Origin of the sequence: Limnospira sp. PMC 1279.21 (assembly GCF_032349615.1) — a bacterium.
Taxonomy (GTDB): Bacteria; Cyanobacteriota; Cyanobacteriia; order Cyanobacteriales; family Microcoleaceae; genus Limnospira; species Limnospira fusiformis.
On the sequence record NZ_JARPLU010000061.1, the window covers coordinates 1 to 26,306 of the forward strand.

Here is a 26,306-nt window from a genome sequence, read left to right on the forward strand (position 1 = left end):
TGGGAAACTCGCAAGCACGGTTTTGAATTGGAGTTGGGAAAGGTGACTTTCCCTTTCGACCATAACAAAAGAGCGCCCTCCCCCCTTGATTCTGGATAGAGCGCTCAGTCCCCAATATTTTGATCACAAGGGTATAATACCACAATGAGTAAAAGTGCGATCGCCACCGCTGCTAACAGCGGGTTGGGGTTTTATTCTTCCCCTTTGGTAGAGCCAGAAACCCCAAAAATTTCCCCTCTCATTTCTCAATCCATCAAACTCGAAAATATTGATACTATCGGCCCCGGCAATACCCCGCGACTGGTTTATCAAACTTCTGCGGGTCGTTGCAGTCGTCTCGTATCTAAAGCTGATTTTGCTAGGATTTGGTCTTGTTTTCTGTCAATTCGAGGCGTAAAACATTCCCGGATTTTGGAGATTAACATCACCGACCACAGCTTAATTATCCAGACCAATCAAGGCACGGTTGCCGTCGATAAAAACCAGGCTAAAATGTTCCTATCTCGCTATAATCGAGTAGCCCTAGAACCTCTACAAGTGCGCCTAATTCCCCAAGGTGCAGTAGTTTGGAACCCCGATCATCATACCCTATCCTTAGTAAAATCGGGAGGATGTACCTGTGAAGATTGGCGGTATCGGCAAACCATTTGTAAACATAAAATTGCTGCCCAATTGTGTCAGATGCCATCTAATTAATTAAATTAATATCCCCCAGAAGTTCCAAAAATGACTATTGGGGGATTTTTTATGATATAATTAACTGGGGTTTCGGATGCTTTCTACTAATGCCGAATAATCCAGGTCGCTCAAATCTAAATTGGTGATTGCCTGTGCAATTATTTCTTGCACCCCCGATAATCCGGCGACATTTAACTGAGAGGCGATCGCCTCATTTATAAACAAGTTAGTATCCTTTAACAAGTGCTTAGTCGGAAAATTGGGATCGGCATAATTCCCATCAATCATACGTTGTAGCTTTTTATCAAACGTCGGCGCATATAACGCACTATCCCGGAGAATTTTCATAAAAATTTCAACATCTGCACCCTGACGCTGAATAAAGCTGAGACTCAAGCCAAAGGCTGCCGTGAGGGAGGCAATTAGTTGATTTAGGGCTAATTTCACCGCAGCCGCCGCACCGACCTCCCCAATTAGCATCGCCTCCCCCAGGGGTGCAAGGACTTTTTCGCACCGTTGCAACTGTTCGCCAGTCCCCCCCACCATGATCTGAAGTGTACCGGATTTGACCTGGGGAATGCTACCCAAAACCGGAGCCTCCATATACTCCCCCCCCACAGCAACGATTTTGTCTCTGATGGCTTGGCTTTCCCGTGGGCCAATAGTACCCATTTGGATGGCCGCGCGACCCTGCCAGTGTGGAAGAATATCAGCGGATAGTACTATGTTTTCAATGGCGGGCGCATCTGCTAACATCAAAATAGTGCAATCACAAGGGGCGATCGCATCTTTTACCGATGAGGCGATCGCTACTCCCCTATCCTCAAGAGGCTGTAATTTAGCCGCAGTGCGGTTATAGGCTACCACATCTAACCCCGCCTCCAATAGTCGCAGGGCGATCGCCTCTCCCATAAGTCCAGTTCCAATTAATCCAACTTTCATGAGCATCAATAACTTATTTGCAGTTATTGTATATCTTAATGATTGCCCAATTATTCCAATCAGACATTAACCAATAACCTTGGGAAAACTCTGGGATTATAGACTAGAATATTGGTAAGTGCTGAAAGCAGATTTTGCCAATGATCACCCCTAACCCATAATTATCATATAAATAGGCAAATAGAACTCACGAGGAAAATGGTCAAGATTTAATCATGTCTAACCTATTTAATTCTGCTAGTTCCCCCGCTATTATTGAAGCTGTCGAAAAGCTGGGATATCGCGTCAGTAGTGCTGATGTCGCCATTCAAGCTGGACTTGAAGTTAACCTGGCCCAACAGCAACTTTTAGCCTTAGCATCAGAAGCCGGAGGACATCTACAAGTATCTGAGTCTGGGGATATTGCCTTCCTATTTCCCCAGAATTTTCGCGCTGTCATGCGAAATCGATATTGGCGGTTAAGAGTTTATGAATGGTGGCAAAAAGTTTGGCGAATACTATTTTATCTAATTCGCATTTCCTTTGGGATTATGTTATTGGTGTCCATAGTCCTAATTTTTATAACCATTGCAGCGATTGTATTTTTTGGCGATTCTAACCGTAGCGGTGGCGGCGGTGGTGGCGGTGGCGGTTCCCGTGGTCGCGGCCTGATTTTTATTCCCCACTTTTGGTTTCACCCTAACTCCCTCTCATTTCTGAGTTGGGATAATGGCAATTATTATCGTCGCCAACAAAAGATTGCCAATAAACTGAAAAAAGAGAAAATGAACTTCTTTGAAGTCGTGTTTTCTTTCCTGTTTGGAGATGGCAACCCTAACTATAATTTAGAAGCACAGCGTTGGCAGGCGATCGCCACAGTAATTCGGAACAATCAAGGTGCAGTAGTAGCTGAACAAATTGCCCCTTATTTGGATAATTTGGGTAACGCCTATTCCCAGGAATTTGAGGACTATATGCTGCCAGTTTTAACTAGGTTTAACGGACAGCCAGAAGTGAGTCCCGAAGGACAGTTAGTATATCATTTTCCCGAATTACAAACCACTGCAACTCAATATCGACCCCAACCCGTCCCCACCTACCTCAAAGAAAATAATTGGAAGTTTAGCAATGCTACTTCTAATCAGTTAATGTTAGCAGCGGGTTTAGGTGCGGTTAATTTCGTCGGCGCATTGATTTTAGGTCATTTACTAGAAGATGGCGCAATGGCAGCGCAAATGGGTGGCTTAGTCGCATTTGTGGAGATGATTTATCCCCTACTTTTTGCCTATGGTGCGGGTTTTCTGATTGTACCTTTAATCAGATATTTTTGGGTACAGTGGCGCAATGGTAAAATGGCTGTGCGTAATGAATACCGCCAGTCTCATGCGATCGCCTTAAATCAAGCTGATGATACCGTTCAACAAAAGTTAAAATATGCGCGTAAATTCGCCGCCGAAACCGTCATTAGCAATCAAGATTTGGCTTATACCACAGAAACCGATATGCTTGACCAAGAAGCTGCTAACGCTGATAAAATTGATGAGGAATGGCAGAAACGTCTGAATCAATCTGATGGTAAATTAAGCTAAACTCTAGTTTAAAATAGATTCCGAAAACATCATCTCAAATGCCTGACGACGTTTTCTGGGTGCATCAGGTGTTAGGTAACTCCAGAGTGTTTCCCAGTAAAAAAAGGAGACACCATCTAAATGGCGATCGCGTACTTCTTGCACCTGTGCTTCAATCTCCTTAATCTCCACAGGATTATGGAGAGTACCGCTTAAAATACCGATAATCAGGGGGACTTTTTGTTGAGTCGTAATCAGCGAATGGTGTTCAAGTTCTTGGATAAATCCTTCTAAGCTATTGCGATAAACTTGTAAGACCACTTCATCTATCCAGCCACGATTTACCCAAGTTAACCAATCTTGTAAATAGACATTATAGGTAAATTCGTAGGGATTAGGAGATAGGGAAACAATACAATCAGGTTTCGTGGCTTTAATAGTTTTAACTAAATGTTCAATAAAGTCAGTAATTTTGTTAGAACGCCACCGCCGCCATTCCGGGTCCTGGGGATTATCAGGGGGAGATTTTCCCTGATGTTCCTGTCTGTAGAGGCTGACCGTATAGGGGTCATAACCAAACTCAACCGGAATACCGAAATGATCATCAAGTTGAATACCATCTATATTGTATTTCATCACCACTTCTATGATTAAATCTTCCAGAAATCTCTGCACTCCTGGATGTAAAGGATTTAGCCAAACATTGCGAATCGGACTTAATAGCAACAGCCTCCGAATTAGATTAAATAATCTGGCATTAACCGACTCTGGTTCCGTGGTATATCTAGGAAGTATTAGCCTACCATCTTTGGTGGTTGTTACCCATTCGGGATGTCTCTTAACTAACTGAGAATTGATGGGAGCCATAAAACCATATTCTAACCAGGGAATTACTCGTAAACCCCGATTATGTCCTTCGATGACAATTTCCGACAGAATATCTCGTCCTAGTCGGCTGATATGTAGTAGAGAATCTTGTGATTTTCCGGTGACTCTGCGACTGACAGCACTCTGAAAAAATGTCGTGCCTCGGTTCCAAATTACTGGGTAAACTGTGTTAAAATTCAGAGCAGATAGTTGGTCGAGTGCGCGGTTAATTCCCCAGGGAACAAACAGGACTCCGCTGCTAACATTGGTTATCCATACTCCCCGAATTTCCTGTTCCGCACTAACGGCTGTTTGGTGTATGGTGACAGGCGGAATTGCGGCTATGGTTAATCCACAGGTTATTAAAATTATCAGGATTACCCGGATTAAAGATTTAGACAAATTTAGGGGTTTCACAGATTTGATAATTTTAGGCATTCAAGGGGTGGTGATTTAACCGAAACTTGAAGAAGCAAAGATAGCGATATCTGTAGATGTTCTGCTATCAATTGTGCTATCACTACTGGTGGTGTCATCTGACCACTTGGTAGAGTTTAAGTTAAATTGTCGGCTGAGAATTTGTAAGAGTTTGGCTGGGGGTAATGATTCTAATTCGACAAAATTTCCGGCTTCTAACCATGCTATTTCTTCCGGTGATAGGGTGGTGCGAATTTCTGGGGATATGGCTGGTGATTGTGTCTCTGATGTGTCAGAATGACGGATAAAGAAACCTTTACTATTTAACACCTGTTGGGGTGTTAAACCTACGTCATAAATAGGTATAGTAGTGTTTTGAAACCATTGAGGGGTATTCCGCAAATGATGGGTTAATGAGACACCCCGAGTGGTAGCATCATGGACGGCATAAACTACTAATTCGGGATTGCGTTTAGCCATTTCTAAGATGGTGGAAAAAATGCTTTGAGGATATCCGGTAATACTGACAATTGCACAACTATGGTTGAAGTGAAAGTTATTGGCAATTAAAAATTGAGCGATCGCCGAATTATCACAGACCATAAGGCGATCGAAACTATAGGAGGTAATGTCAGGACGAAGCATAGCATTACTCTCTGATTGTTTGGGAGATGGTAAGAGTTTAAATATAGGACCATTAACTGCACTCCAGCTATTTAACCAACTATCTAATTGTGTTGATGCGAGCGGAAATTTGTCAATAGCATGACTAAGCATTTGACGACGACTCTCTCCTACATATATCATAAATAAACCCAGACCTACACTCAGTAGGAAAATTATAAATCTGATATTGTTGGGATTGATCATCAGCAATATTACTGATGCAAATATCTCAAATAAACCGATAAATTGCAAAAATCTCGCCTGTTGTTTACGCAATGATACGGGTTGATTTTCTGACTTGATTTGTGCCGACAATATCATCAAAGTTATGAACGAAACTAGAAGTGGCACAGAAAATAAAATAGTTACCCAAAAATATATAATCAGGAATAGTATGGCGTATGGATAGATAGCAAACTTATTTTTTTTGCCTAATTTGCGTTCAAAAAAGTAGATTAATTGTTTTTTGGTGAATAAAAGATTCTCCGGACCTGAAACTGATTCAATAGATTTCTGAAAGCCGGGATCACTAAAGGGAGAACCTGTTTTAGGTTCAAATACAAATTGATGTCCGCAACTTTTACATCTGCCACCATAGGCGGTGCGTTCTTTAAAGTTATTTTCGATACCGCAATTGATACACTTCATAATCTAATTTGTTGATGATTAAAACTTGCAGCCAATTGATTTTAGCTTAAATATCGACCTGCTGGGTTAAGAGAATATTATAATCTTCCCGTTGGCGAATTAACTGATGTTTTCCCTGTTGTAGTAGGACCTCCGCTGGTCGAGGTCGGTGCAGAAAGTGAGATGACATGGCGTAACCATAAGCGCCACAGTCTAAAATAGCTAGGATATCTCCCCGTTTAAGTTGAGGAAGTTGGCGATTTTTTCCCAGGTAGTCGCGGGAGTAGGTTGTATTTCCACAAACATCAGTAATATAATGGTTGGGTGTATCAGAAAATGATACAATTTCTCGATAATTTCCATAGACTGAGGGGACGGATAAATTAGCCACTGTGGTATCAACTCCCACTATCTGTTTTGGGGGTTGCCATTTAGTTGAGACTACTTGAGTTAATAGGGTTCCACAGGAGGCGATCGCCGACCTTCCCGGTTCAATAATTAAATCAATTTCTCGGTTAAGTTCTCGGTTAAGTTGAGTAAGTTCCGCCGTGATTTGTTGTCCGAAAAAATGCCAATCAAAGGCTGATTTTTGGTGTTGATAGGGGTAGCCAAAACCACCGCCAAAGTCCAGATATTGCCAATCTGGTAACTGTTGACCGATAGCTAACAGGGGTTTAATCACCTGAGTAAAAGAGGAAGTTGCATTAGTGCCAGTGCCGCGATAAAAATGGAGTCCGGTAATTTTTAAGCCAGCGGATGCGGCTATTTTGATGGCTTCTGGAAATTCCTGGGGATTAACACCAATGCGACTATCGCCATTAATTTCCGGCAGATTTAGCCGAAATCCTAACTTAGGTAAAAAATCGATTTTTAGTTGTTGGAAAACTTCCCCAAATAGCTGGAGTTGGTCGAGACTGTCTAAATTATAGGTAGTGATTCCCCAGTTTAATAATAATTGAAACTCCCGGTGATTTAAATTACTGCCACTATACACTATTTGCTGGGGATGAAAGCCAGCCTTGAGTCCTAAAAATGCGTCTCCTGGTGTATTGGCATGGAGTCCCCAGTTAGCCTGTTGAAAAATCTTGAGTAAGGCAATATTGCCATTAGTGACACTAGCGAATTTAAAGCGAGTTTTAGGATAGTTAACCGCCCCACCAATATGGTTAATTGTATCCTGGAGAATATCAGCATTATACACATACAGAGGGGAGCCATATATATCTAGTAATTTTTTCGCCAAGTCGGTAGAAAATGGCAACTTTTGAGACAGTTTAGGATTGATGGTTTTGGCTTCAGTGATATTCATGAATTGTTAATGTTATTTAACTGCTGTTATTTAACGGTAAATTCTGATTGGCTTAAAATGCGATCGCCTAAAAACATTTCCACCTGCCAATTTCCTGGTGGTGAAGTGGGACCCAACTGATGCCGACAGCGGGTATTCCAGACATCACTATCAATTGTACGAGTTTGATAGCGATTTTGATGGGCAAGTTGACCATTAGGATTAATCCAATTACATCCTAATTCTAGTTGACGACCCTTGGGAGTTTGTTGTAACCTAACTTGGTAGTAAACTGTGGGGGAGTTCTGGCGGTCTATGATGTCAAAATGACTAACCCGGTCGAATCGTTCTAAAGTCAAACGACTTTGATTTGGGTTAGCATAAACTTGGGCGATCGCCTGTTGTTGTTGATCAAACCATAGGGAACCGCCGCCGACAATAGCCACAGCAGCTAATCCCAATCCTACCATTAAGATTCGGTTTCGCTTGGTTTCCGCCGCCAAGACTTCCCGACGGCGAACTTGCATCAGCGCCTGATCAAGATTTTCAGTAGGTAAATTTAATTCCTCCAGAATTTCTTGGACTTGTTGGCGATCGAGTTCAGTTTCCTGAATTTGGGATAGGCGTTCAACTTCAGCAATCACCTGATCTAACTGTTGTTGAGTAAGTTTATTATTCATGTTGTCGGGTAAAATTCAGCTCAAACAATCGAAAATTCATATCTGATTACAACTTCAATTGACAATTAGCAAATTCCAGAGACTTAACAACTGATATCCTAAACAAATAGTATTAATATCTGTGGCATCCTTGAAACAATCATCAAGTTACTGGCAACTATTGCCCTATGTTCGTCCCCAGTCGCGAACCATCGCCAAGGCCCTAACCTGTACCCTAGTTTTTACCGCATTTTGGCCGCTATTAGCTTGGCTAATGGGTCAAATAGCCGGATATATTGGTCGGGGGGATGTAGAAGCGATCGCCCAAATTGCTGGGGTTGCTGCCATTATATTTCTAATTCGGGGAACTGTCCAATACGGTCAGGATACCCTGATGGCTAAAGCAGCCCTAAGCATCGCCCTAGACCTGCGAAAACAAGTATATACTCATCTTCATCGGCTAAATGTTGGTTACTTTGAAACCGCCAAAACGGGAGATTTATCCTATCGTCTCACGGAAGATATAGATAAAATTGGCGAAGTCATTAACAAATTATTTCATCAATTTATCCCCTGCATTTTGCAGTTAATAGTCGTCCTAGGCTATATGCTTTACCTGAACTGGAAACTTACCCTAGCCACCCTAATTATTGCCCCTCTGATGGCGCTATTAATTGGCTGGTTTGGGGAAAAACTGCTAACCTTTACCCGCCAAAGTCAATCCCGTATTTCTAACCTTTCTGCCCTATTGACGGAGGTATTTAGCGGCATCCGTTTAGTGCAAGCCTTCGCCGCCGAAGATTACGAAATCTCTCGATTTTCCCTAGAAGCAGAACACAACCGACAGGCGAAATTTTTGGCGGAAAGAATTAAGGCATTACAGTTCGTAGTAGTCGGCTTTTTGGAAGCGATGAGTGTAGTGTTTTTATTTTTCCTAGGAGGCTGGCAAATCTCCCAAGGTCAGCTAACGGGAACAGGTTTTATCAGTTATGTTACAGCCGTAGCTTTATTGATTGACCCCATTTCTTTAACCACCAGTAATTATAGTGACTTCAAACAGGGAGAAGCCTCCTGCGATCGCATTTTTGAACTGTTCGCCATTCAGCCCAATGTCATAGAAAAACCTGATGCGATCGCCCTTCCCCACGTCAAAGGAAAAGTTGAATATCGTCATGTCAGCTTTACCTATCCCACCTTGAGCCAAAACAGCCATAATCACCGCCAAGATTCTGCCCCTAATCAGCCCGTTCTCGTCGATTTTAATCTCTTAGTAGAACCCGGGCAAATGGTAGCCTTAGTCGGCGCGTCAGGAGCCGGAAAAAGCACAATTGTCAGCCTCCTACCTAGATTTTACGATCGCCAACAGGGTCAAATTATGATTGACGATATAGATATCCAAAATGTCACCCTTCCCAGTCTCCGTAGACAAATTGGCATAGTACCCCAGGAAGTCACATTATTTTCTGGTAATATTGCCCAAAACATTGCCTTTGGTCAAACTGATTATGATATTGAACAGGTAAAATCCGCCGCCAAAATCGCTAACGCCCATGATTTTATCAGCCAATTTGCCGAAGGTTATCAAACCATAGTAGGGGAACGGGGAGTTAACTTATCCGGTGGACAAAGACAACGAATTGCCATAGCCAGAGCAGTCTTATTAAACCCCAGAATCCTAATTTTAGATGAAGCGACATCATCCCTAGATTCCGAATCAGAAACCCTAATTCAACAAGCCTTAGAAAGACTCATGCGGGGGCGAACGGTTTTTATTATCGCCCACCGATTAGCCACCGTCCGCCGATCCGATCGCATTTTAGTAGTGGAACATGGTACAATTACCGAATCCGGGACTCATACTGAATTATTAGCACTTGGTGGTCGTTATGCTTATTTCTATTCCCAGCAATTTAGCAGTTAGACAATTACCGAACACTACCCCTAGACTCATCTCCGCCATTCTCGCGCTATGCAACCATCCCCATGGAGAATAGCAACAATTAACGGAAATTAGATCAAGTCTGTGGTAAATAGCTATTAATCTTGATAAAATTTGAGCGGGAGGCATTGTCGGGACTTTTCCCATAATCTCTGGCTCTGTACCCCAGGCGCAAAGCCTACCGACCTAAACAATTAATCGCGATCGCAATGGATGAAAATCTTCAGCAAGCCTACTACGAAATTGTTTACAGTTTGCTTGTCTACTCTCCAGAGAAATCTCTGCAAGTCCTCCAAGCCAATATGGCTGTAATTGACGAGGATTTTGTGCCATTTGTACAGGAAGTTTGCCAAGTTCTGGCAGATCGCAATTGTGAAGAAGATGCCCAACGATTAACAGAAATAGCCACTCAAATTCAAGAGTTTGGCAATGTCTCCACCCTCATTCAGCAGAAAATGCCAGCGCCTCCACCCCAGGAAGTAGCTAAACCTGTACCAGCAGTCGCCAGCACAGCATCCCCCCAAGTTTCTGAACAACCAAAAGCCGAATTACCAGCCCTAACTCCTGAACAAATTACAGCTAAACAATCCCAAGCTGAGGAACTTTTCAAACAGGGAGTTCAACAGTTCCAAAATAATGACTTCCAAGCAGCCTTTAAATCTTGGCAAGAAGCCCTAATTCTTTATCAGGAAGTCAATAACCATCGTGGGGCGATTAATTGTTTAGGCAAATTAGGTAATATCTATCATTCTTTAGGGCAATATGAACAAGCTATATCCGCCCATCAACAGTGTTTAGCTGTAGCCAGAAAAACTCAATATCCCCAGGGAGAAGCCAACGCCTACAGCAGTCTCGCCCATGTTTGCTATGCTATTGGTCAACATGATCAAGCCTTGTTTGGCTATCAGCAGGCTTTAGAAATAACCCAAAAAATTAACTATCGTTTCGGCGAGGTAAATGTGCTGGGTTCTTTGGGTCAATTATACTCAACTTTAGGGCGCTACGAAGAAGCGATCGCCCATACCAAACAAGCCGCTGAAAAAGCCGAGGAACTAGGTTATAAATTCGGAGAAACCAGCTTTTTAGCTAGTTTGGGGAGTGCATATACTGCCATAAAACAGTATGATAACGCCACCGCAACCCACCATCAAGCCCTCAAAATTGCCCGCAGTATTAATTATAGTTTTGGGGTGGCGAATAGTCTGAGTAATATCGGGATGACCTATCAAATTAAAGGAGATTTAGAGCAGGCGATCGCCTACCATAAACAGCACCTAGAGTTAACCCAAAAAATTCAGTCAACCCAAGGACAAATAATCGCTTTACTCAATTTAGGCGACACCTATTATCGCCAAGGAGAAGGACAGAATGCCATTGACAACTATCAACAAGCCTTAGCGATCGCCAGAGAAACCGGAGATTTGCGCCAAGAAGTCAAAGCACTTAATAATTTAGGTCAGACATACCAAGCTATTAAAGACTTTGATAATGCGATTCAAGCCTTTGAACAAAGTTTAGAAAAAACCACCCCCTTGACCCTTCCTATGCACTGTTTACTAGCAGCCAGACATCTGGGGGATATCGGATTTTCGCAGCAAAACTGGTCCTTGGCTATAGCAGGTTATAGTCGCGCTATTGAAACTGTAGAAACCAGTTACACAAATATTATTCCCACCACTCATCGCCAGGAAGTTACTAGGGAAGTCGCCGGGTTATATAGTCGCATGGTGCAGACCTGTATTAATGCTGATCAGCAACAGTTAGCTTTTGAATATGGGGAACGTTTCCGCATTCAACATTTAGTCCGCTTGCTGTCCAATAATTATGCCGGAATAGATCAACAATTAACCGAACTTGTCGAAAAATATCAACGGCTTCATCAGCAAATTGACACTCTCCATTTTCGCCGTCAGTCTGATGAAATGAAACAGTTTGCAGCAGCAGGAATTAGGATGAATAGTATTGCTATATTCCGGGCGGAAACAGCTACACTCAATGGTTTGGATACTCAAACTGACCAATTGATTAATCAGATACGCTCCCTAGACCCCTTCCTGGCTGGTCTGCTGCGAGTTGAACCGTGGAGTCAAGAAATCCTACAGAATTTCATACATTCTCGAACGGCTTTATTGAGTTTCTATACATCCGAAAAATGTGCCTATATTTTTATAGTAAAACAGGGAAGTAATGATGATGCTTGGTCATCGACAAACACCCTAGAGATTGCCCTGCATATATGTCCTGACCAATCAGGGGAAAACTTAGAAACTTGGTTGACTAATTACTGGCTAAAATTGGATATAGACAGCCCAACAAATAGCCGCGATCGCATGAAAGAGATGTTGGCAGAATTGGCTCAACGTCTGGATATTGACCGCCTGATTAGTGAACATCTCGTGGAAGTTGACGAACTGCTAATTATTCCGAATTTAGTCTTACATCGCTGTCCCTTTGTGGCTTTACCAATTGCTGGCGGCGAGGAATTTTTAGGCGATCGCTTCCGGGTCAGAATCGCCCCCAGTAGCCATATTCTCAATTTATCCAGTCAAGTTAGAGAAACCCGCCAGTCTCAGCCTCATTCTCAGATAACAGCATTAAACACCTCAACCCCATGGGGATTAATTGGCAATTCTCAACCTACCTCACTACTAGCAACTTATGAATGTGCAGCCTTAGCCCAACGCTATTCTATCCCCTCAGAACAGTTGCTAAATGACCAGATTAATCTGAATCAGTATCAAAAGTTACTGAAATCTGCCCAAGTTTTATATATCGGAAATCCCATTACCTTTAATACCAACAATCCCCTATCCTCTCAACTCAATTTAGGCACAGAATCCATATCTCTACAAGACTTGTTCAATATGCGATCGCCCCAACTCCTAGAAGTATTCATTTCCCGCTGTCGGACCTGTACAACAGCTTCCGACCCAAACCGCAACCCTTCCCCAATAGATCAACAATTCATCAACTTTAGTAGTGCCTTTTTGGGTATGGGAGCCACAACAGTTATTTATCCCCTATGGTCAGCCGGAGAAATTCCCACCACCCTCTTTAGCCAATTCTACTATCAATATCGTCAAGAATTAAGCCCCCTAGAAGCCCTCAAACAGGCTCAAATTAGACTCAGAAGTTTAACCAAAACCGAGTTAATGGCAACTTACCAGCCCGAATTAGAGAGCTATTTTGAACAGATAACATCTCAGGAAAACCTCAAACAAATTAATGACCAAAAAACCATTTTAGCCAGCTTCAACTTACAAGATTTTCCTTTTGCTAACCCCTACTACTGGGCTGCATTTACCTTAGCTGGGTTGGGGTAATATAAATACCTAATTATAAGATATAGCCGACCTTCCCTGAAACCCTCCTCTAATTCAGCTATCTAGCCGACTTTACCGACACAGGACACAATCAAGATTCTTTTGATCCTCATCCGGACTGAGAATCAACCCATAGAAAAATGAATTATAGCACTTGGATTAGGGGAGACCGATAATGCACGATATTAATCCCACAGTTAACTTCAGCGCCACCGGGATGGCGGCCGAGATTTCCTCAGAGGATATGCGATCGCTTTTATATAAGATTGAGGCAGAACTTCACAAAAGCGAGGTTTATCAGATTGCTCTGCAAAGCCTCCAAAAAATGTTAGGGGAAGTCGCCACTAAAGCTGAAATAGTCATCAAAGCAGTTGGTAGAGAGGCGATCCAGCTTTCTGTTAAACAGTTAATCCGACAGCAGAGAATGATGTTGGTCAGTGCTGATCAAACCGTCCTTGTTCCACCCCCACAGCCTCCGGTCTATTCTCCAACACCTGAGACCACATCTGAAACCCCCTCATCCCCATCAACCGTAGAAGTATCTACTGAAAAACCCAAACCGCCAACAGATAATTCTCCCTTATCCTCACCAGAGGATCACGACAACTCCCATAGCCAACTAAAAACCCCTCAAAAACATTCCACCCCCAAACCCAAGACCCCCACAACCAAGAAGAAAAAACCCAAAAAACTCACCCCCGCACAACAGGCCGAAAAATCCCAAAAAAGGCGGGAAATTTGCCTGTGTCAAATCGGCAAAAAATTACAAAAAACTCGCGCCGAGCATGGCATCACCTTACAGCAAGTTCATCATTATACTCTCATCCCAGTTAAAGTTATACAAGCGATCGAAAAAGGTCAAATCGATCGCCTACCCGAAGATATCTATTTGAGAGGGTTTATATGTCGTTTAGGTAATGCTTTCGGACTGAACGGCAGTGCTTTAGCCGGAGCCCTACCCACTCCCAGTCCTGACCCTACCCTAGTTCGTTCTTGGTCAAAAATTGAATTAGACTCTAGGTTTTATCTGAATTCGGTTCACCTATATTTAGGTTATACCGCCATTTTAGCAGCTTCCCTCGGTGGCATTGCTTGGATAGCCGATCAACCCCTCCCAGAAACTGAATTACCGCCGGAGCTACCTGAGACTAAACCCGATAGTAAATCTGAATCCGAAGCCAAATCCGCCGTACCAGGTTTAAAAAACCATCAGCAAGGCATTGTTTTAGGAGCAGATATCGCCCCACCAGAAACAATCTCCCCAGAATTAATCCCACAGGAATTAATTAGCATGGAGTTAAGCAACTTTATGAATAACCCCTAACGGTTGTAATAAGAGTGACTTTTACGCAAATATTGATATTGCTCAGGGTCTTTAGATCCCTTCGTCACGGGATGAGTAGCTGTCGTCGCAGTTTTGTGTTCCTCCTCATCCCCTACCAAGGGAGTCGAACTTCTCAACAAATCCCGTTGAACAGCAGCCAAAGCCTGACGCACTGCTATTTTCACCTGCTCATAACAGTCATCAGTCCCCCGCCGCTTTTGATGTAGCCATCCTTCTCTACTACAAGCATAAAGAGGTGGTAAACGGTTTAAAGCATAGGTTTCTACCTCCACCCGTTTAATATATTGAGTTAGCCGAGGAGACATCGAAACTAACTGTCGTCGGACTTCCTCAGACACCAGATCTTCCATAACATTATGGTATTTTCTGGATTTAATGGTTTCCATAATCTCAATCCCCCAAAATCTACAAAAACCCGGATTAGCCATAACTCCACCGGGCTCAATATTGGTTACATAAGCAAAGTCGCCTATCCAATACTTTCACAGTCTATTATTAACCATTACAGCACTTTGATCGCTAAACGTCCAGATCACGAATACTCCTATTTTAACACTAAATCTGTTAAGTCCTCCAGGGTTTGCAGTTCACTATCCCCCGCCAAATAGCCAATACCTCGGTGTAAATGTAGCCGAAATTGTTGTTCGAGGGTTTCCGGCGAAGTTCCCAAGCCATCCTCATAACAGCGTTGCTTGAGAGCAATTGTTAAAATATTAGACATATCACCCGCAAACACCCGCCAGGTTAGTTCCACATTACTATAATTAGCGATCGGCACCGGAGAAGGAGGGCTCGACTCCCCCAGAGAACGACAGAAACCCCAGCGACATAAAATATTCCATTGGTCAATTTTAGTGATTCGTTTGAGTTTAATCAATTGGTCTTTAGCCGTTTCCGATAGGCGAAAACGCTCAACTGGTGGTTCCATAATCTCAGTAACTCTCTAACAGTTTCTGTTAAAATTTATACATCATTTCTGATGCAACCTACAGTATTGCTACCAAATAAATTCGCCTTTTCAAGTTTAGCATTGGTTAAATCAGCCCCACTTAAATTAGCATGACGAATTAAAGTAAAACTCAAATCAGCACCGTTAAATTTAGCATTACTTAAATCAGCACGAGTAAAATCAGTACCCTTTAAATTACTCTGACTTAGATTAGCACCCTGTAAGCAAGCACTGCGTAAACGACTTTTACTTAGGTCAACTCTGATTAACTCAGCATCCCGTAAATCGCTGCGGTTAAAATTAACTCGTCTCAGGTTTGCTCCATTAAAATTACCTTCTGTAATATTAGCTTGATAAAAGTTAGCTCTGTGTAAGTTAGCACCCTTGAAATTAGCACCCTGTAAGTCTGCACCCCTGAGATCAGCACCTTCTAAATGTGCGCCTTCTAAATTACCGCCTCGTAGGTTCGCATTGCGTAAATTAACTCCCCGTAGATTAGCATGAGCTAAATTAGCCTGGTTTAACTTAGCTGATTCTAAATTACCATTACTTAGATCGGCACCCTGTAGGTCACAGCCTTCTAAACTGGCTGCCATTAAATTAGCCTTAATTAAACAAGCCGATCGCAAATTCGCTCGTTGTAACTGAGCAGTTGTTAGACTCGCATAACTCAGATTCACATCTTCAAGATCCGCACGTCTTAGGTCTGTTTTTACCAAACTCGCCTCTTGCATATTAGCTCCCTTCAGATTAGCAACAGCTAATTTAGAACCGTTGAGAATAGCATGGCTCAGGTTCGCTTTGGCTAAATTTACCAGTCGCAAATCTAGTTTAATTAAACTCATTCCTTTGAGGTTTTTTTCGCGCATATCTGCACCTTTAAAATCTATGGTTTTGAGGTTCACTCCTTTCAAGTTTTTCTGGCGCAGGTCTTGTCCTTGGAACTGAGAAAATAGCCGAGATGTTTCTAGATCGGTCGGGGCTGGTAATGTGCCATCATCAGATTTAATCGAGACTAAATTATACTGTATATTTTCGGTGAACAAAGTAGATACTAAGTTGAAAACCTCTAAAAAATTGATGACAATTTTACATTGCTGTTCATCGGAATTTTGATAATAATTAATAATCCGAGAAATACACAAATCCAGATGCTCTCGACTGTTGGCCGAAATTAAAACTACTTTCATTAAAATAATTGCTAATGTCAAATGAGTGGCGTGCTTCATTGACAAAGTGAAATTAGGGGAAGGATTACCATTACTCCCAATTGTCAAAAATTCCAGTGTCTGATTACAAACTATCTGGATCATATTGCCATTAATATGACGATCGCTCCATTGGTTGCCTAAATCATTTAGCATTTTATCTAGGCGGGAACTAATCACATTAAAGGGATGTTTGGAGTCAAAATTTAAAATCAAATAATCATAAAACTTATGTTTAAATTCTCGGTATTTTAAGGCTTCTACCTCTTGTAACAATTGGTCGGCTTTGATTTTGCTTTTCGAGACACTTTGAGTAGAAATTGCCTTTTTAATTAAAGTAATAACTTCCGAACCAAGATGGGTAGGATTTTTTAAATCATTCTGGGGATAATTGGAAGACTCAGAACGGGATAAATACATAGCTAATTCAAACTTGTATGTGTCCCGGAGTTTTTGTGATAAATTTCTCGCTACTTCTCGATGTTCCCAAGAGTTTTCAGGGTTAGCATATTGAGAAACTAATAAATAGGTTTTATAGCGATCGCTCCAATTCTGACTAACCGTTACCTGGGTGACAGCCTTAATATCTTGATAATCAGAACTATCTAAAAATTGAATTAACCAATTATGTAAACAAATATGTTCTTCATCACCCCCAAACTCCTGCTCTCTAACTTCATTCAGCTTGGTAATTAGTTTTTGTACACACTCAGAATATCTCCCTACATACCAGTTATTGATTAAAATATAACAAGTGCGCTTGATTAATTCTTGAAATTTTTGCTGTTGATTTTTAGCAATCAGATACTGAAAACTTTGTTTAATTTCCCTGTCAATCGGGCCAGCAAATTTCAGAAATAGTGCTTCAAATTTAGCCAAAACTTCATCGGGTTTTTCCTGTTTTACCCTCTCGATAAAATACTGATAAATTTTCTCCTGCACTATCTCAGTGTCGGACTGAGTATAATGTAATGCCGAGGATTTTTCCCCGGGGTCATAATTTCCACTAGGTTTCTCCAAACTTGCCATTGATAGACCCCTTTAATTGCCCTATATTTCCGATAACTGACCTAAATCAACCCTTCCACAAATATTTAGCCTTTGTGATTAAGGTTATTTAGTCTAATTGCAGGTGTAAAGTCACTGTCAAAATTTGATCAAATTTGGGGATTCCCTCGGCTACAGCCAGCACTTCCCTAGCAGTTATACCATTGTCAAAATAGCTAGGCAGGGGTTAGACTGGCTGTGTCTATGGTATGGAAAACATGAACTAACTTGATATTCCTCAACATGAAGCCTAAGAACGCAGCCGACGAGCGATCGGTTCCAAATTAGGATCAGTGCGAGCCTCTTTCCCATATCGGGGATTTAAGTTAATAGCCTGTTCCAGATGTTCAGTCGCCAAATCAACCTGACTATTTATGGCATAAGCCATAGCCAAATTATAGCAAGCATCAGCATAATCTGGTTGCACCTCTAAGGCCCGTTTAAAGCTATCCATCGCGATCGCATCTTGCTCCAATTTTAGCAAAGTATAACCCCGATAATTCCAGGCTTTGGCCAAACTCGGATCACAGTGGGTCGCCACATCAAAAGACTTAACCGCCTCCTCATAACGTTCTAACACATCCAAAGCCATACCCCGATTTAACCAAGCCACCCCATCATCTTGATGCACCTTCACCGCTCGGTCGAAAGACTCAAACGCTTCCTCATGGCGCTGTAACTTTCCAAGAGCGACACCACGATCGACCCAAGCCTGATGGTAATCCGGTTTCAATTCTAAAGCTCGATCATAGCAAGCGATCGCCTCCTCTAACCGTCTCAAACGGCTTAAAGTCATACCCTGATTTAACCAAGCTCGATAATCATCAGGTTTCCGCGTCACCACCTGATTAAACATTTCTAAAGCCGCCTCAAACTGACCCTTAGCAAAATAGGAATTACCCTGATGCACATAATCTTCCGCAGTCATAAACATTTCAGGATTTGCCGCCTTAATCTTAGCCATATCCTCATTAACTGCTGCTAACTTCTGCAAAATTTCTGACAAAGCAGACTCAGCGATAAAAGTCGGCGAAATCTCAGCCAAATCCTGCAAAATGCGCTGTTTCTCAGTAGTCGCAGACTCTTGCAGCATCACCAATTTCGCCAAGATTTCATCCTTTTGATTCTGTGCTTCCGAATAAACCGTTCCCAACTGTTTAATAATCCGCTGTTTCTCTCCTTCCGCATCAGACTGCATCACCTCTAACTGTTCAGATAATGTACTTTCAAACTTATCTAATTTCTGGAAAGTACCATCTTTGCGATCGCGAATTTCCGTTTTTAAACCATTCAACTGATTTCCCACATCAGTTTGCAACATTTCCAGCTCTTGTAAAACCCGCTGTTTCTGACCTTGGATACCCGTTTGCGCCTCCGTAACCTGAGCGACAAACTCACTTTCCAATTGTTTAAGAGACTGAAACTTATCCCGAATCCGATCTTGAATTTTCAACTGAGCATCAGCAATTTGAGTCGCCAGAGTCTCCCCTAACCTCTCCAAATCTGATAAAGCAACTTCCACCTTTTTCTGAGCTTCCAATTCCGCTTGCTCACGAATATTTGACAATTGAGGCGAAAACTCCGCCGCCATTTGGCTGATATTTTCCAACACTAAATCTCGTTGTTTTCTCACTTCCTGTTGCCACTGTGCCAGTTGAGTAGAAAACTCCCTTTCTGCACCCTTTAACAGAGACAATACCGCTTGTTTTTGTTCATTAACATCATCTGGCACCGTCGAAATATCCCGCGTTGATACTTCCCCAAGCTGTTTCAAATTATCAACAATTAACTTTTGTTCCTGTTTGGTCTGATCTTGCAATTGTGCTAATTCTGTAGAAAATTGACCAGCCGACTCTTGCAACTGCTCCCACAATACCTCTCGCCGATTTCCCAAATCATTATGAACCTGAGAAAATTCATTTTCCAGAGTATCCACCAACCTCTGTAAATCCTGTTGAGCCAACTCTCCCCGTTCATCCACCTGTTGTTTCAGTTCTCCCATACGGGCAGTTAATTCCCGTTGTAAATGTTCTCGGGTTTCCCGTAGTTCCTGAATCTGCTCTTCAAACTTTAATAGCGCCTGTTCCCTGGACTTGACGAACTCCGATTGCATAGCGTTCATTTCTTCTCGCCGAGTTCCCAGATCTTGCTCAAAACCCTCAGCTTGCTGATTCAATTGACCAGCTAACACTTGGGTACTTTTCATCAAAGTTTGTACCTGTTCATTCCCGCTGGTGATTTTATTTTCCAAGTCCCCCAGTTCGTTTAGATGGGTTTCCACAATTCCAGTAACTTCATGAATTACCGATCGCCGTAAAATCCACAAAGCAGCGATCGCCGCCGCCAACAGCAAAGCCAACAACAACAGCAGCAAATTAAACAAAGCCATTGTCCGGCTAAAAATTTGGTTCGCTTCCGCCTGTACCGCCTCCTGTAGTCGCAGTTCATTCTGTAATCGTTCCACCTCCGCCGGACTGACCTCGACGGGGTTAGACTGACTACGGGCTACATCAACCGACAGCACAAAGGCTGAGATCATAATACTACTTACGGACATTAATGCTAAAACGGCTGGATTCTGGCGCTGCATTACAATTCCTTCCTTAAAATCAGAGTCAGTCGAGAACAGCCGGAACTGCCCTGCTTGTATCTTAAATTATCATTCTACTCTATCGCGATTTTGCCACAGCCTGCCTCATTCTGCCAGAGATGGCTTGGGAAAATACCAGCCACATGGTATAGTGGCGATCGCGCGGTCAATTTTTGCACCACCATGACACCATTATCCCCAATCCCATTGCACCAGCAGTCTCTGTCCCTTGACCATCAGACCCTCACTCAGGTTTTGGTTCAGACTCCAAACCTCTTGATTATTCAGGATTTGGATGGGGTTTGTATGGGATTGGTCAAAGATCCCCTTCAGCGCCAGATTAGTTTAGATTATGTGCGCGCCGCTTCCCTTTTAGATGGTCATTTTTACGTTTTGACCAATGGAGAACACATCGGCACTCGTGGGGTAAATGGTATCATTGAACGAGCCATCGGTGATCCCAACTTAGTAGCCACACAAGGGCTTTATCTTCCCGGTTTAGCTGGGGGCGGCGTGCAATGGCAAAATCGCCAAGGACAAGTATATCATCCTGGGGTTACTGATGCTGAGTTGGAATTTTTGGCGATCGTTCCCCGTGCTCTTCGCGCCCGACTACAAAGATTTTGTCAGACACATCAGGATATTTTGTCCCCTGAAGATATAGAAAAATGTATTGATGCTTCCGTTTTGGATAATCAAGCATCACCAACCGCTAACTTAAACTCATTTTACGATCGCCTCCATAATCACCATCAAGTCTATGCCGACTTACAACAGGACATTCATCAGTTAATGATGGATTTACTAGAAAAAGCCAGGGCGCAAGGCTTAGAAGACTCATTTTTTGTTCACTATGCCCCCAATTTAGGCCGAGATGCACAGGGTACAGAAATTCTACGTCCCGCGCGGTTAGGAGACTCTGGTACTACCGATTTTCAGTTTATGATTAGGGGTGCAATTAAGGAAGCCGGGGTCTTAGCGTTGTTGAATCGTTACTATTTTCAACGCACCGGAAGTTATCCCCTCGGCGCAGATTTTCATGTCCGCCAGTGTCCACAGGCGATCGCTGATTTATTAGAGTTAGTCAAAGCTAATTTTGACCCCCAACAAATGCCTTTAATCGTCGGCGTAGGTGATACCGTAAATAGCCAATTTCAACAAGTAGATGGTAAATTAGAAATCCGGCGTGGTGGTAGCGATCGCAACTTTTTATTATTAATTCAGGAAATCGGCAAAGCATTCCATACCGGAAATATTATTATCTATGTAGATAGTTCCCAGGGAGAAGTAAAAAATCGCCAGCCTCTTACATTAGGAACCAATGAGGATGGAATACTAGAAGTAGTTGCTGGACCCGGCGACCCCCTAGACACAGAAGATCCCCTCACCCTCAATGTCGCATTTCCTCAAGGACATCTCCAATATATTGACTTTTTCCAAAAAGTCGCCCAAGGTAGATCCAATTAATAGATCAGCCGCATCAACCGTTAACCTGTCCCGTTTCCACATCCAAACAGCTTATAATTCTCCCCAATAATCATCGCCAACCCGGGGGAACGCTCATTGGCTTTCACCTATCCTAACTTGGGAAGTTGACTCCTTAATTCATTGACTGGGAAGCCTTGAGGATAAGTCGCTGATTGCTTTCCGTTTTGAGACTTGAACCTGGGATGGCGTGCTATTCCAGAAAAAAGTTACTGAAGGCCTTATCTAAATGCTTCAAAGACTCTTGTTGGTGTAGCCTTCCCAGGGAAAGGACTGGACTGGCTACCTCAGTCAACCAGGGGAGTTCTTTCTGTGAAGTGGGCAGTTGGTTAGCGGATGATTTGGTATAAGATAGTCCTGAAACCTTGCCTTGTCTACCGAACCCTTACATTAGGGCTGACCAAGTTAACGGATATGTATAGCAGCACGTAGTCAAGTCTTCACAAAAGACTAGACTCTGAGACCAAAACATACTACAATCCACATCGGTTCACGAGGATTGACTCAAACCAGAAAACTGGTTATAACTTCCAGTAAAATTTGGTGTTTGAGAAAAAAAATATGGCAAACTGCTAGGGGGTCATCTTAGCAACCGCTTTCTCGTATTCCAATCAACCGAGTTAGGCAGTGCTGTTGGTGCATAGTCTAAACTACAGCCTCTGGCAGGTTGTATCCTATCAACATAGCCAAGATAGCCTTGAACAAAGAATTAATTAAATTGGGGACGTAAACACCAGTGGGCTTTTTTAATCGCTTTTCCTTATCACGGGACATGGGCATAGACCTAGGAACCGCCAACACCCTCATTTATGTATCAGGAAAGGGAATAGTTCTGCAAAAACCATCCGTAGTTGCCATTAACCAAGACGACAAAACACCATTAGCAGTAGGAGAATCGGCCAAAAAAATGTTAGGTCGCACCCCTAAAAACGTCCGTGTTGTGCGTCCTCTGCGTAATGGGGTGGTTGCAGATGTAGAAGCAGCAGAACAGATGCTGAGACTATTTATCCGGGAAGTTAATGACGGAAAAAAACCTCTTTTTGCTCCTCGGATTATAATTGGCGTTCCCAGTGGTGTGACTGGGTTAGAACGACGGGCCGTAATTGAAGCCGCAACCCAAGCCGGAGCCGGAGATGTCAAACTGCTGGATCAATCGATCGCTGCAGCTATTGGCGCTGGTCTTCCCGTGGTAGACCCCACAGGAAATATGATTGTTGATATTGGTGGCGGAACCACAGAAGTAGCTGTACTCAGCTTAGAAGGAAACGTCCTGAGTGAGTCCCTCAGAGTCGCCGGGGATGACCTAAACGAGGCGATCATCCAATATATGAAAAAAGTCCATAATTTAGTAATCGGGGATCAAACCGCCGAAGAGATTAAAATAAATCTAGGTTCAGCTTATCCTATTGATGGCGAAGAACAATCTATTATGGAAGTTAGGGGGATTCATTTGCTCTCAGGATTACCTAGGACTGTGACCATTAAAGCCGCAGAAATCCGCGAGAGTATGCTAGAACCACTATCAGACATTATTACAGCCATTAAACGCACCCTAGAGCGAACCCCCCCAGAACTAGCGGCCGATATTATAGATCGAGGAATTATGTTAACCGGGGGAGGAGCTTTGATGAGAGGCTTAGATGCTCTGATTAGTCACGAAACTGGTATTGTCACCCATGTGGCTACAGATCCCCTTTCCTGTGTAGTATTGGGAACTGGACGGGTACTAGAGAATATGGAACAGTTTGAACGGGTATTTACACGGCAACTGCAAAATCCGTAGCTGTTTTGTTGAATGATTTTTGTAGGCTGCTGCGGAGCCAGAATTTAATCCAAGATTTGCTTAAAATCTTAGGACAATAAGGTACAATACCCCAAAAGATTCGCAACTCAATAATGAATATACGGTCAAACCCCAGACCATGCCAAATTTCCCTGACGACATACTCATCAAGTCGGATTCTTCATGGTAAAATCCAATCATGCCTTACAAAGCTTTCCGAACCAAACTAAAACTCAATGACCGTCAAGCCACCTTGATGGCCAAACACGCGGGGTATGCTCGATTTGTGTTCAATTGGGGATTACACTTATGGATGTCAGCTTATGAAGAGGGACTCAAGCCTAACGTCAACTCCATCAAAAAGGTTTTTACTCATTATGTGAAACCTCAATATCCTTGGATGTCTGAATTGTCTTCTAAAGTTGATCAATATGCCTTCATTAATCTAGGGGATGCCTTTAAGCGCTTCTTCAAGGGAATAAGCAGTTATCCTAAATTTAAGAAGAAAGGCCACCATGATAGTTTTACGCTTGACAATTCCGGAAAGCCATTCAATCTGTCAGGAACTCGCCATAAGCTGCCTTTTGTGGGCTGGGTTTCTACATTTGAGGCTCTACCCGAAAGTTGGGTTAAGAAAGTCACCCTAACGCGCCAAGCAGGGGACTGGTATATGAGCTTTTTTGTAGAAATCACGCCAGAAATTACACCGAAATATCGAGAGAGAATCGGGGTAGACCTAGGAATTAACAATTGGGCGACTTGCTCCGATGGGACCCAATTCTCTAATCCCAAGGCTTATAAAGCAGCCACCAAAAAACTAGCTCGATTACAACGTCATTTAAGTCGCAAAGTCAAAGGCTCGAAAAATTGGGCCAAATGTCTCTTAAAAGTTCAAAAGCTACATCAAAGAGTAGCAAACATTCGGCGGGACACCATTCATAAAATCACTACTTTTTTGGCTAAGAACCACAGCCAAGTAGTCATTGAAGATTTGAATGTGTCAGGTATGCTGAAAAATCATGGTTTGGCGGGTTCTATCGCTGATGCTTCATTTTATGAGTTCCGTCGGCAACTAGGTTACAAGGCAGAACGTTATGGTTCAAAGTTGATTATTGCCGATAGATTTTATCCATCCAGTCAACTTTGTTCTAATTGCGGTTATCGTCAAAAAATGCCCCTAGTCCGTCGGACTTTTGAATGTCCAAACTGTGGCTTGAAGATTGATAGAGATTTGAACGCCAGTATAAATTTAGAAAAATCGCCTGGTTCCGACGATTACACTTGTGGACGGGGTGCTGCCGACAGTCCCGGACGAAGCAAGAAATAAACATCAATATCCGGCTATATCCGGTTTTGTTTAAGTTTTATAGAGCAGCAGCAGGAATAGATGGGTACACGCACCTGGTGGAATCGATACGGTTCACAATTAGCACTGCTGAGTTTAGCAGTTTTCACAGCATTATGGGTAAGACAAACCCAAGGTGCAGCACTGTTTGAGGTCTATTATTGGATAACTCGCCCGTTTCAACTTCAATCTGAACAAAGATTGGAACAACAACAACAAGCTGAGTCCCTTAATCCTATTATCCAAGGACTTGAAGCTAGAGTTGAAGAATTGGAACAGCAAAACAAAAGGTTAGGAGAACTGGTGGACTATGTTTCTACTAGACCTAATTTTAAAGGTGTGGTGGCTCCGGTGATTGCTCGTAGTCCTGACCATTGGTGGCAACAGATAACTTTGGGGCGGGGAAGTCAAGCGGGTATTAAAGAAAATGCCTTAGTTATGGGACCAGGTGGTTTAGTGGGACGCATTATTAGTGTCACCCCCAACACCAGTAAAGTTCTGCTGGTGACTGACCCTACCAGTCGTATTGGTGTGGCGGTGGCCCGCAGTCGCCAGATGGGTTATTTGCAGGGTCTCAATAACAATCAGGGAGTTCTGGCGTTTTTTAATACTGTTCCTGATGTTCAACCGGGAGATGTGGTGACAACTTCGGTATTTAGCCAAATCTTACCACCGGGTTGGCCAGTGGGTAAGGTGGTATCTGTCGATATTAATAAAGCCACAGGACCAGAGGCGGCGATCGCATTTTTTGCTCCCCTTGATTCCTTAGAGTGGGTGGTGGTTTACCAAAATGAGCAACAGTCTTCAGCCTTGAATAACCCATCACCCCCAGAGTAGGGGCGAGTTCAGATGATTGGTGAACCCCCCCATACAAATGATTTGGATAATCCAATTTTTAAGATTTAAATGTATATCACAACTGGCCAATTACTCAATGCTCTGATTAATGTGGGTTCTGCGATCGCCTGTATTTTATTGATGCTGGTTGAAGTCCCTGGTGTTGATATGTTTGGTATTGGTCCTAATTGGCCGGTCATCTGGTTAGTAGCTTGGAGTCTCAGGCGATCGCTTCCACAAGCTATTATTGCTGGTTTAGTTATGGGTTTCCTAAGTGATAGCATCAGCGCCCCACAGCCAAGCCATGCGGTTCCATTAGTCATTGCTGCTGTCATCACCTTCGTACTTTCTAAATTGGTGCTCAAGAATATCCAAGAAGATTTTATCTCCGTGGCTATGATTGTATTTGGCATGGCGATCATTGTCGAGATGATCAGAGCCTTACAATTTAGCCAATGGGGCTTAGGAACCATTACAAATGATTTGGCAGACATTTGGAGCGATCGCCAAAAAATTGCCATCAGTTCAGCCATACTCAGTAGTTTATTGGCTCCTGTAGTCTACTTTCCCCTCAGTCGTTGGTGGAAATTCCACCAAAAATATCATCAAATCCCATCTCTGAGAAACCGTTAAAGCTAATCCCCAATGCAGCAAGTCCTAATTGCCCAACTCAAACCAAACCCCTCTCGATCGCAATAAAAGCTATTTGGAGCATGATTTAATCTCAAATTAGGTTAATATTTTAGGGCAATAGGGTCTAATAT

19 protein-coding genes are annotated in these 26,306 nt (G+C 42.8%); 10 read left to right on the plus strand and 9 right to left on the minus strand.

All coding sequences use genetic code 11. The features are described 5' to 3' along the window. Nucleotides 1-144: 144 nt before the first annotated feature. Entirely contained in the window at nt 145-696 is a 552-nt protein-coding gene (locus P5683_RS11280; protein ID WP_006622237.1) for an SWIM zinc finger family protein, read from the plus strand. A gap of 60 nt (nt 697-756) precedes the next feature. On the opposite strand, the gene P5683_RS11285 is transcribed toward P5683_RS11280, so the two are convergent. Continuing rightward, nucleotides 757-1,626 carry an NAD(P)-dependent oxidoreductase gene (locus P5683_RS11285; RefSeq protein ID WP_081587658.1) on the minus strand — a complete coding sequence of 290 codons (870 nt, stop codon included), beginning with the start codon at nt 1,624-1,626 and terminating at the stop codon, nt 757-759. A gap of 209 nt (nt 1,627-1,835) precedes the next feature. Between P5683_RS11285 and P5683_RS11290 the strand changes: the two genes are divergently transcribed. Beyond that, nucleotides 1,836-3,188, plus strand: coding sequence for a hypothetical protein (locus P5683_RS11290; protein ID WP_006622235.1), 1,353 nt, complete (start codon nt 1,836-1,838; stop codon nt 3,186-3,188). Between the two features lie 3 nt (nt 3,189-3,191). Here P5683_RS11290 and P5683_RS11295 read toward each other — a convergent pair whose 3' ends face one another. Genes P5683_RS11295 through P5683_RS11310 form a run of 4 tightly spaced genes read right to left on the minus strand, consistent with a single transcriptional unit; the run spans nt 3,192 to nt 7,712 of the window. Further along, nucleotides 3,192-4,472: a glycoside hydrolase family 10 protein gene (locus P5683_RS11295; RefSeq protein ID WP_006622234.1), complete on the minus strand. Its 1,281-nt coding sequence runs from the start codon at nt 4,470-4,472 to the stop codon at nt 3,192-3,194. Nucleotides 4,473-4,487: 15 nt separating this feature from the next. Then, nucleotides 4,488-5,765: a hypothetical protein gene (locus tag P5683_RS11300; RefSeq protein WP_006622232.1), complete on the minus strand. Its 1,278-nt coding sequence runs from the start codon at nt 5,763-5,765 to the stop codon at nt 4,488-4,490. 46 nt (nt 5,766-5,811) lie between these two features. Beyond that, the gene (locus tag P5683_RS11305; RefSeq protein WP_006622231.1) at nt 5,812-7,053 is read right to left on the minus strand and encodes a decarboxylase; all 1,242 of its coding nucleotides are present in this window, start codon (nt 7,051-7,053) and stop codon (nt 5,812-5,814) included. Between the two features lie 26 nt (nt 7,054-7,079). Beyond that, nucleotides 7,080-7,712: a hypothetical protein gene (locus P5683_RS11310; protein WP_006622230.1), complete on the minus strand. Its 633-nt coding sequence runs from the start codon at nt 7,710-7,712 to the stop codon at nt 7,080-7,082. Nucleotides 7,713-7,833: 121 nt separating this feature from the next. On the opposite strand from P5683_RS11310, the gene P5683_RS11315 reads away from it, so the two are divergent. The 3 genes from P5683_RS11315 to P5683_RS11325 all read left to right on the plus strand — a co-directional run bounded on the left by P5683_RS11315 (nt 7,834) and on the right by P5683_RS11325 (nt 14,277). After that, nucleotides 7,834-9,612, plus strand: a complete 1,779-nt coding sequence (locus P5683_RS11315) for an ABC transporter ATP-binding protein (RefSeq protein ID WP_006670178.1) — start codon at nt 7,834-7,836, stop codon at nt 9,610-9,612. 227 nt (nt 9,613-9,839) lie between these two features. Next, nucleotides 9,840-12,953, plus strand: a complete 3,114-nt coding sequence (locus P5683_RS11320) for a CHAT domain-containing tetratricopeptide repeat protein (RefSeq protein ID WP_315640101.1) — start codon at nt 9,840-9,842, stop codon at nt 12,951-12,953. Nucleotides 12,954-13,128: 175 nt separating this feature from the next. Continuing rightward, on the plus strand, nt 13,129-14,277 hold the full coding sequence (locus tag P5683_RS11325) for a RodZ family helix-turn-helix domain-containing protein (RefSeq protein ID WP_006622226.1): 1,149 nt from the start codon (nt 13,129-13,131) through the stop codon (nt 14,275-14,277). Here the strand turns inward: P5683_RS11325 and P5683_RS11330 are convergent. The 4 genes from P5683_RS11330 to P5683_RS11345 form a co-directional block, all read right to left on the minus strand. After that, nucleotides 14,274-14,684, minus strand: coding sequence for a late competence development ComFB family protein (locus P5683_RS11330; protein WP_231296453.1), 411 nt, complete (start codon nt 14,682-14,684; stop codon nt 14,274-14,276). The two genes, P5683_RS11325 and P5683_RS11330, sit on opposite strands and share 4 nt — an antisense overlap. A 158-nt stretch (nt 14,685-14,842) precedes the next feature. Further along, entirely contained in the window at nt 14,843-15,226 is a 384-nt protein-coding gene (gene dndE / locus P5683_RS11335; protein ID WP_006622224.1) for a DNA sulfur modification protein DndE, read from the minus strand. A gap of 35 nt (nt 15,227-15,261) precedes the next feature. Further along, nucleotides 15,262-17,484, minus strand: coding sequence for a pentapeptide repeat-containing protein (locus P5683_RS11340; RefSeq protein WP_006622223.1), 2,223 nt, complete (start codon nt 17,482-17,484; stop codon nt 15,262-15,264). A 268-nt stretch (nt 17,485-17,752) separates the two neighbouring features. Continuing rightward, nucleotides 17,753-20,092: a tetratricopeptide repeat protein gene (locus P5683_RS11345; RefSeq protein WP_006622222.1), complete on the minus strand. Its 2,340-nt coding sequence runs from the start codon at nt 20,090-20,092 to the stop codon at nt 17,753-17,755. 183 nt (nt 20,093-20,275) lie between these two features. Between P5683_RS11345 and stpA the strand changes: the two genes are divergently transcribed. The 5 genes from stpA (at nt 20,276) to mreD (ending at nt 26,175) form a co-directional block, all read left to right on the plus strand. Then, the gene (gene stpA / locus P5683_RS11350; RefSeq protein ID WP_006670180.1) at nt 20,276-21,559 is read left to right on the plus strand and encodes a glucosylglycerol 3-phosphatase; all 1,284 of its coding nucleotides are present in this window, start codon (nt 20,276-20,278) and stop codon (nt 21,557-21,559) included. Nucleotides 21,560-22,349: 790 nt separating this feature from the next. Beyond that, nucleotides 22,350-23,360, plus strand: coding sequence for a rod shape-determining protein (locus tag P5683_RS11355; RefSeq protein WP_006622219.1), 1,011 nt, complete (start codon nt 22,350-22,352; stop codon nt 23,358-23,360). A 199-nt stretch (nt 23,361-23,559) separates the two neighbouring features. Further along, nucleotides 23,560-24,687, plus strand: coding sequence for an RNA-guided endonuclease TnpB family protein (locus P5683_RS11360; protein ID WP_315641861.1), 1,128 nt, complete (start codon nt 23,560-23,562; stop codon nt 24,685-24,687). Between the two features lie 60 nt (nt 24,688-24,747). Continuing rightward, nucleotides 24,748-25,542 (plus strand): rod shape-determining protein MreC, encoded by a 795-nt coding sequence (gene mreC / locus P5683_RS11365; RefSeq protein WP_008051723.1) that lies wholly within the window; start codon nt 24,748-24,750, stop codon nt 25,540-25,542. 69 nt (nt 25,543-25,611) lie between these two features. Continuing rightward, entirely contained in the window at nt 25,612-26,175 is a 564-nt protein-coding gene (mreD, locus tag P5683_RS11370) for a rod shape-determining protein MreD (RefSeq protein ID WP_006622216.1), read from the plus strand. The last annotated feature ends 131 nt before the right edge of the window (nt 26,176-26,306 follow it).

Coding starts and splice junctions, on each gene's coding strand:
- P5683_RS11285 (WP_081587658.1), bottom strand. CDS start 1,626: ATGCTCATGAAAGTTGGATTAATTGGAACTGGACTTATGGGAGAGGCG.
- P5683_RS11320 (WP_315640101.1), top strand. CDS start 9,840: ATGGATGAAAATCTTCAGCAAGCCTACTACGAAATTGTTTACAGTTTG.
- P5683_RS11280 (WP_006622237.1), top strand. CDS start 145: ATGAGTAAAAGTGCGATCGCCACCGCTGCTAACAGCGGGTTGGGGTTT.
- P5683_RS11355 (WP_006622219.1), top strand. CDS start 22,350: ATGGGCATAGACCTAGGAACCGCCAACACCCTCATTTATGTATCAGGA.
- P5683_RS11300 (WP_006622232.1), bottom strand. CDS start 5,765: ATGAAGTGTATCAATTGCGGTATCGAAAATAACTTTAAAGAACGCACC.
- P5683_RS11325 (WP_006622226.1), top strand. CDS start 13,129: ATGCACGATATTAATCCCACAGTTAACTTCAGCGCCACCGGGATGGCG.
- P5683_RS11360 (WP_315641861.1), top strand. CDS start 23,560: ATGCCTTACAAAGCTTTCCGAACCAAACTAAAACTCAATGACCGTCAA.
- mreD (WP_006622216.1), top strand. CDS start 25,612: ATGTATATCACAACTGGCCAATTACTCAATGCTCTGATTAATGTGGGT.
- P5683_RS11290 (WP_006622235.1), top strand. CDS start 1,836: ATGTCTAACCTATTTAATTCTGCTAGTTCCCCCGCTATTATTGAAGCT.
- P5683_RS11330 (WP_231296453.1), bottom strand. CDS start 14,684: ATGGAAACCATTAAATCCAGAAAATACCATAATGTTATGGAAGATCTG.
- P5683_RS11345 (WP_006622222.1), bottom strand. CDS start 20,092: ATGCAGCGCCAGAATCCAGCCGTTTTAGCATTAATGTCCGTAAGTAGT.
- P5683_RS11305 (WP_006622231.1), bottom strand. CDS start 7,053: ATGAATATCACTGAAGCCAAAACCATCAATCCTAAACTGTCTCAAAAG.
- P5683_RS11310 (WP_006622230.1), bottom strand. CDS start 7,712: ATGAATAATAAACTTACTCAACAACAGTTAGATCAGGTGATTGCTGAA.
- stpA (WP_006670180.1), top strand. CDS start 20,276: ATGACACCATTATCCCCAATCCCATTGCACCAGCAGTCTCTGTCCCTT.
- dndE (WP_006622224.1), bottom strand. CDS start 15,226: ATGGAACCACCAGTTGAGCGTTTTCGCCTATCGGAAACGGCTAAAGAC.
- mreC (WP_008051723.1), top strand. CDS start 24,748: ATGGGTACACGCACCTGGTGGAATCGATACGGTTCACAATTAGCACTG.
- P5683_RS11295 (WP_006622234.1), bottom strand. CDS start 4,472: ATGCCTAAAATTATCAAATCTGTGAAACCCCTAAATTTGTCTAAATCT.
- P5683_RS11340 (WP_006622223.1), bottom strand. CDS start 17,484: ATGGCAAGTTTGGAGAAACCTAGTGGAAATTATGACCCCGGGGAAAAA.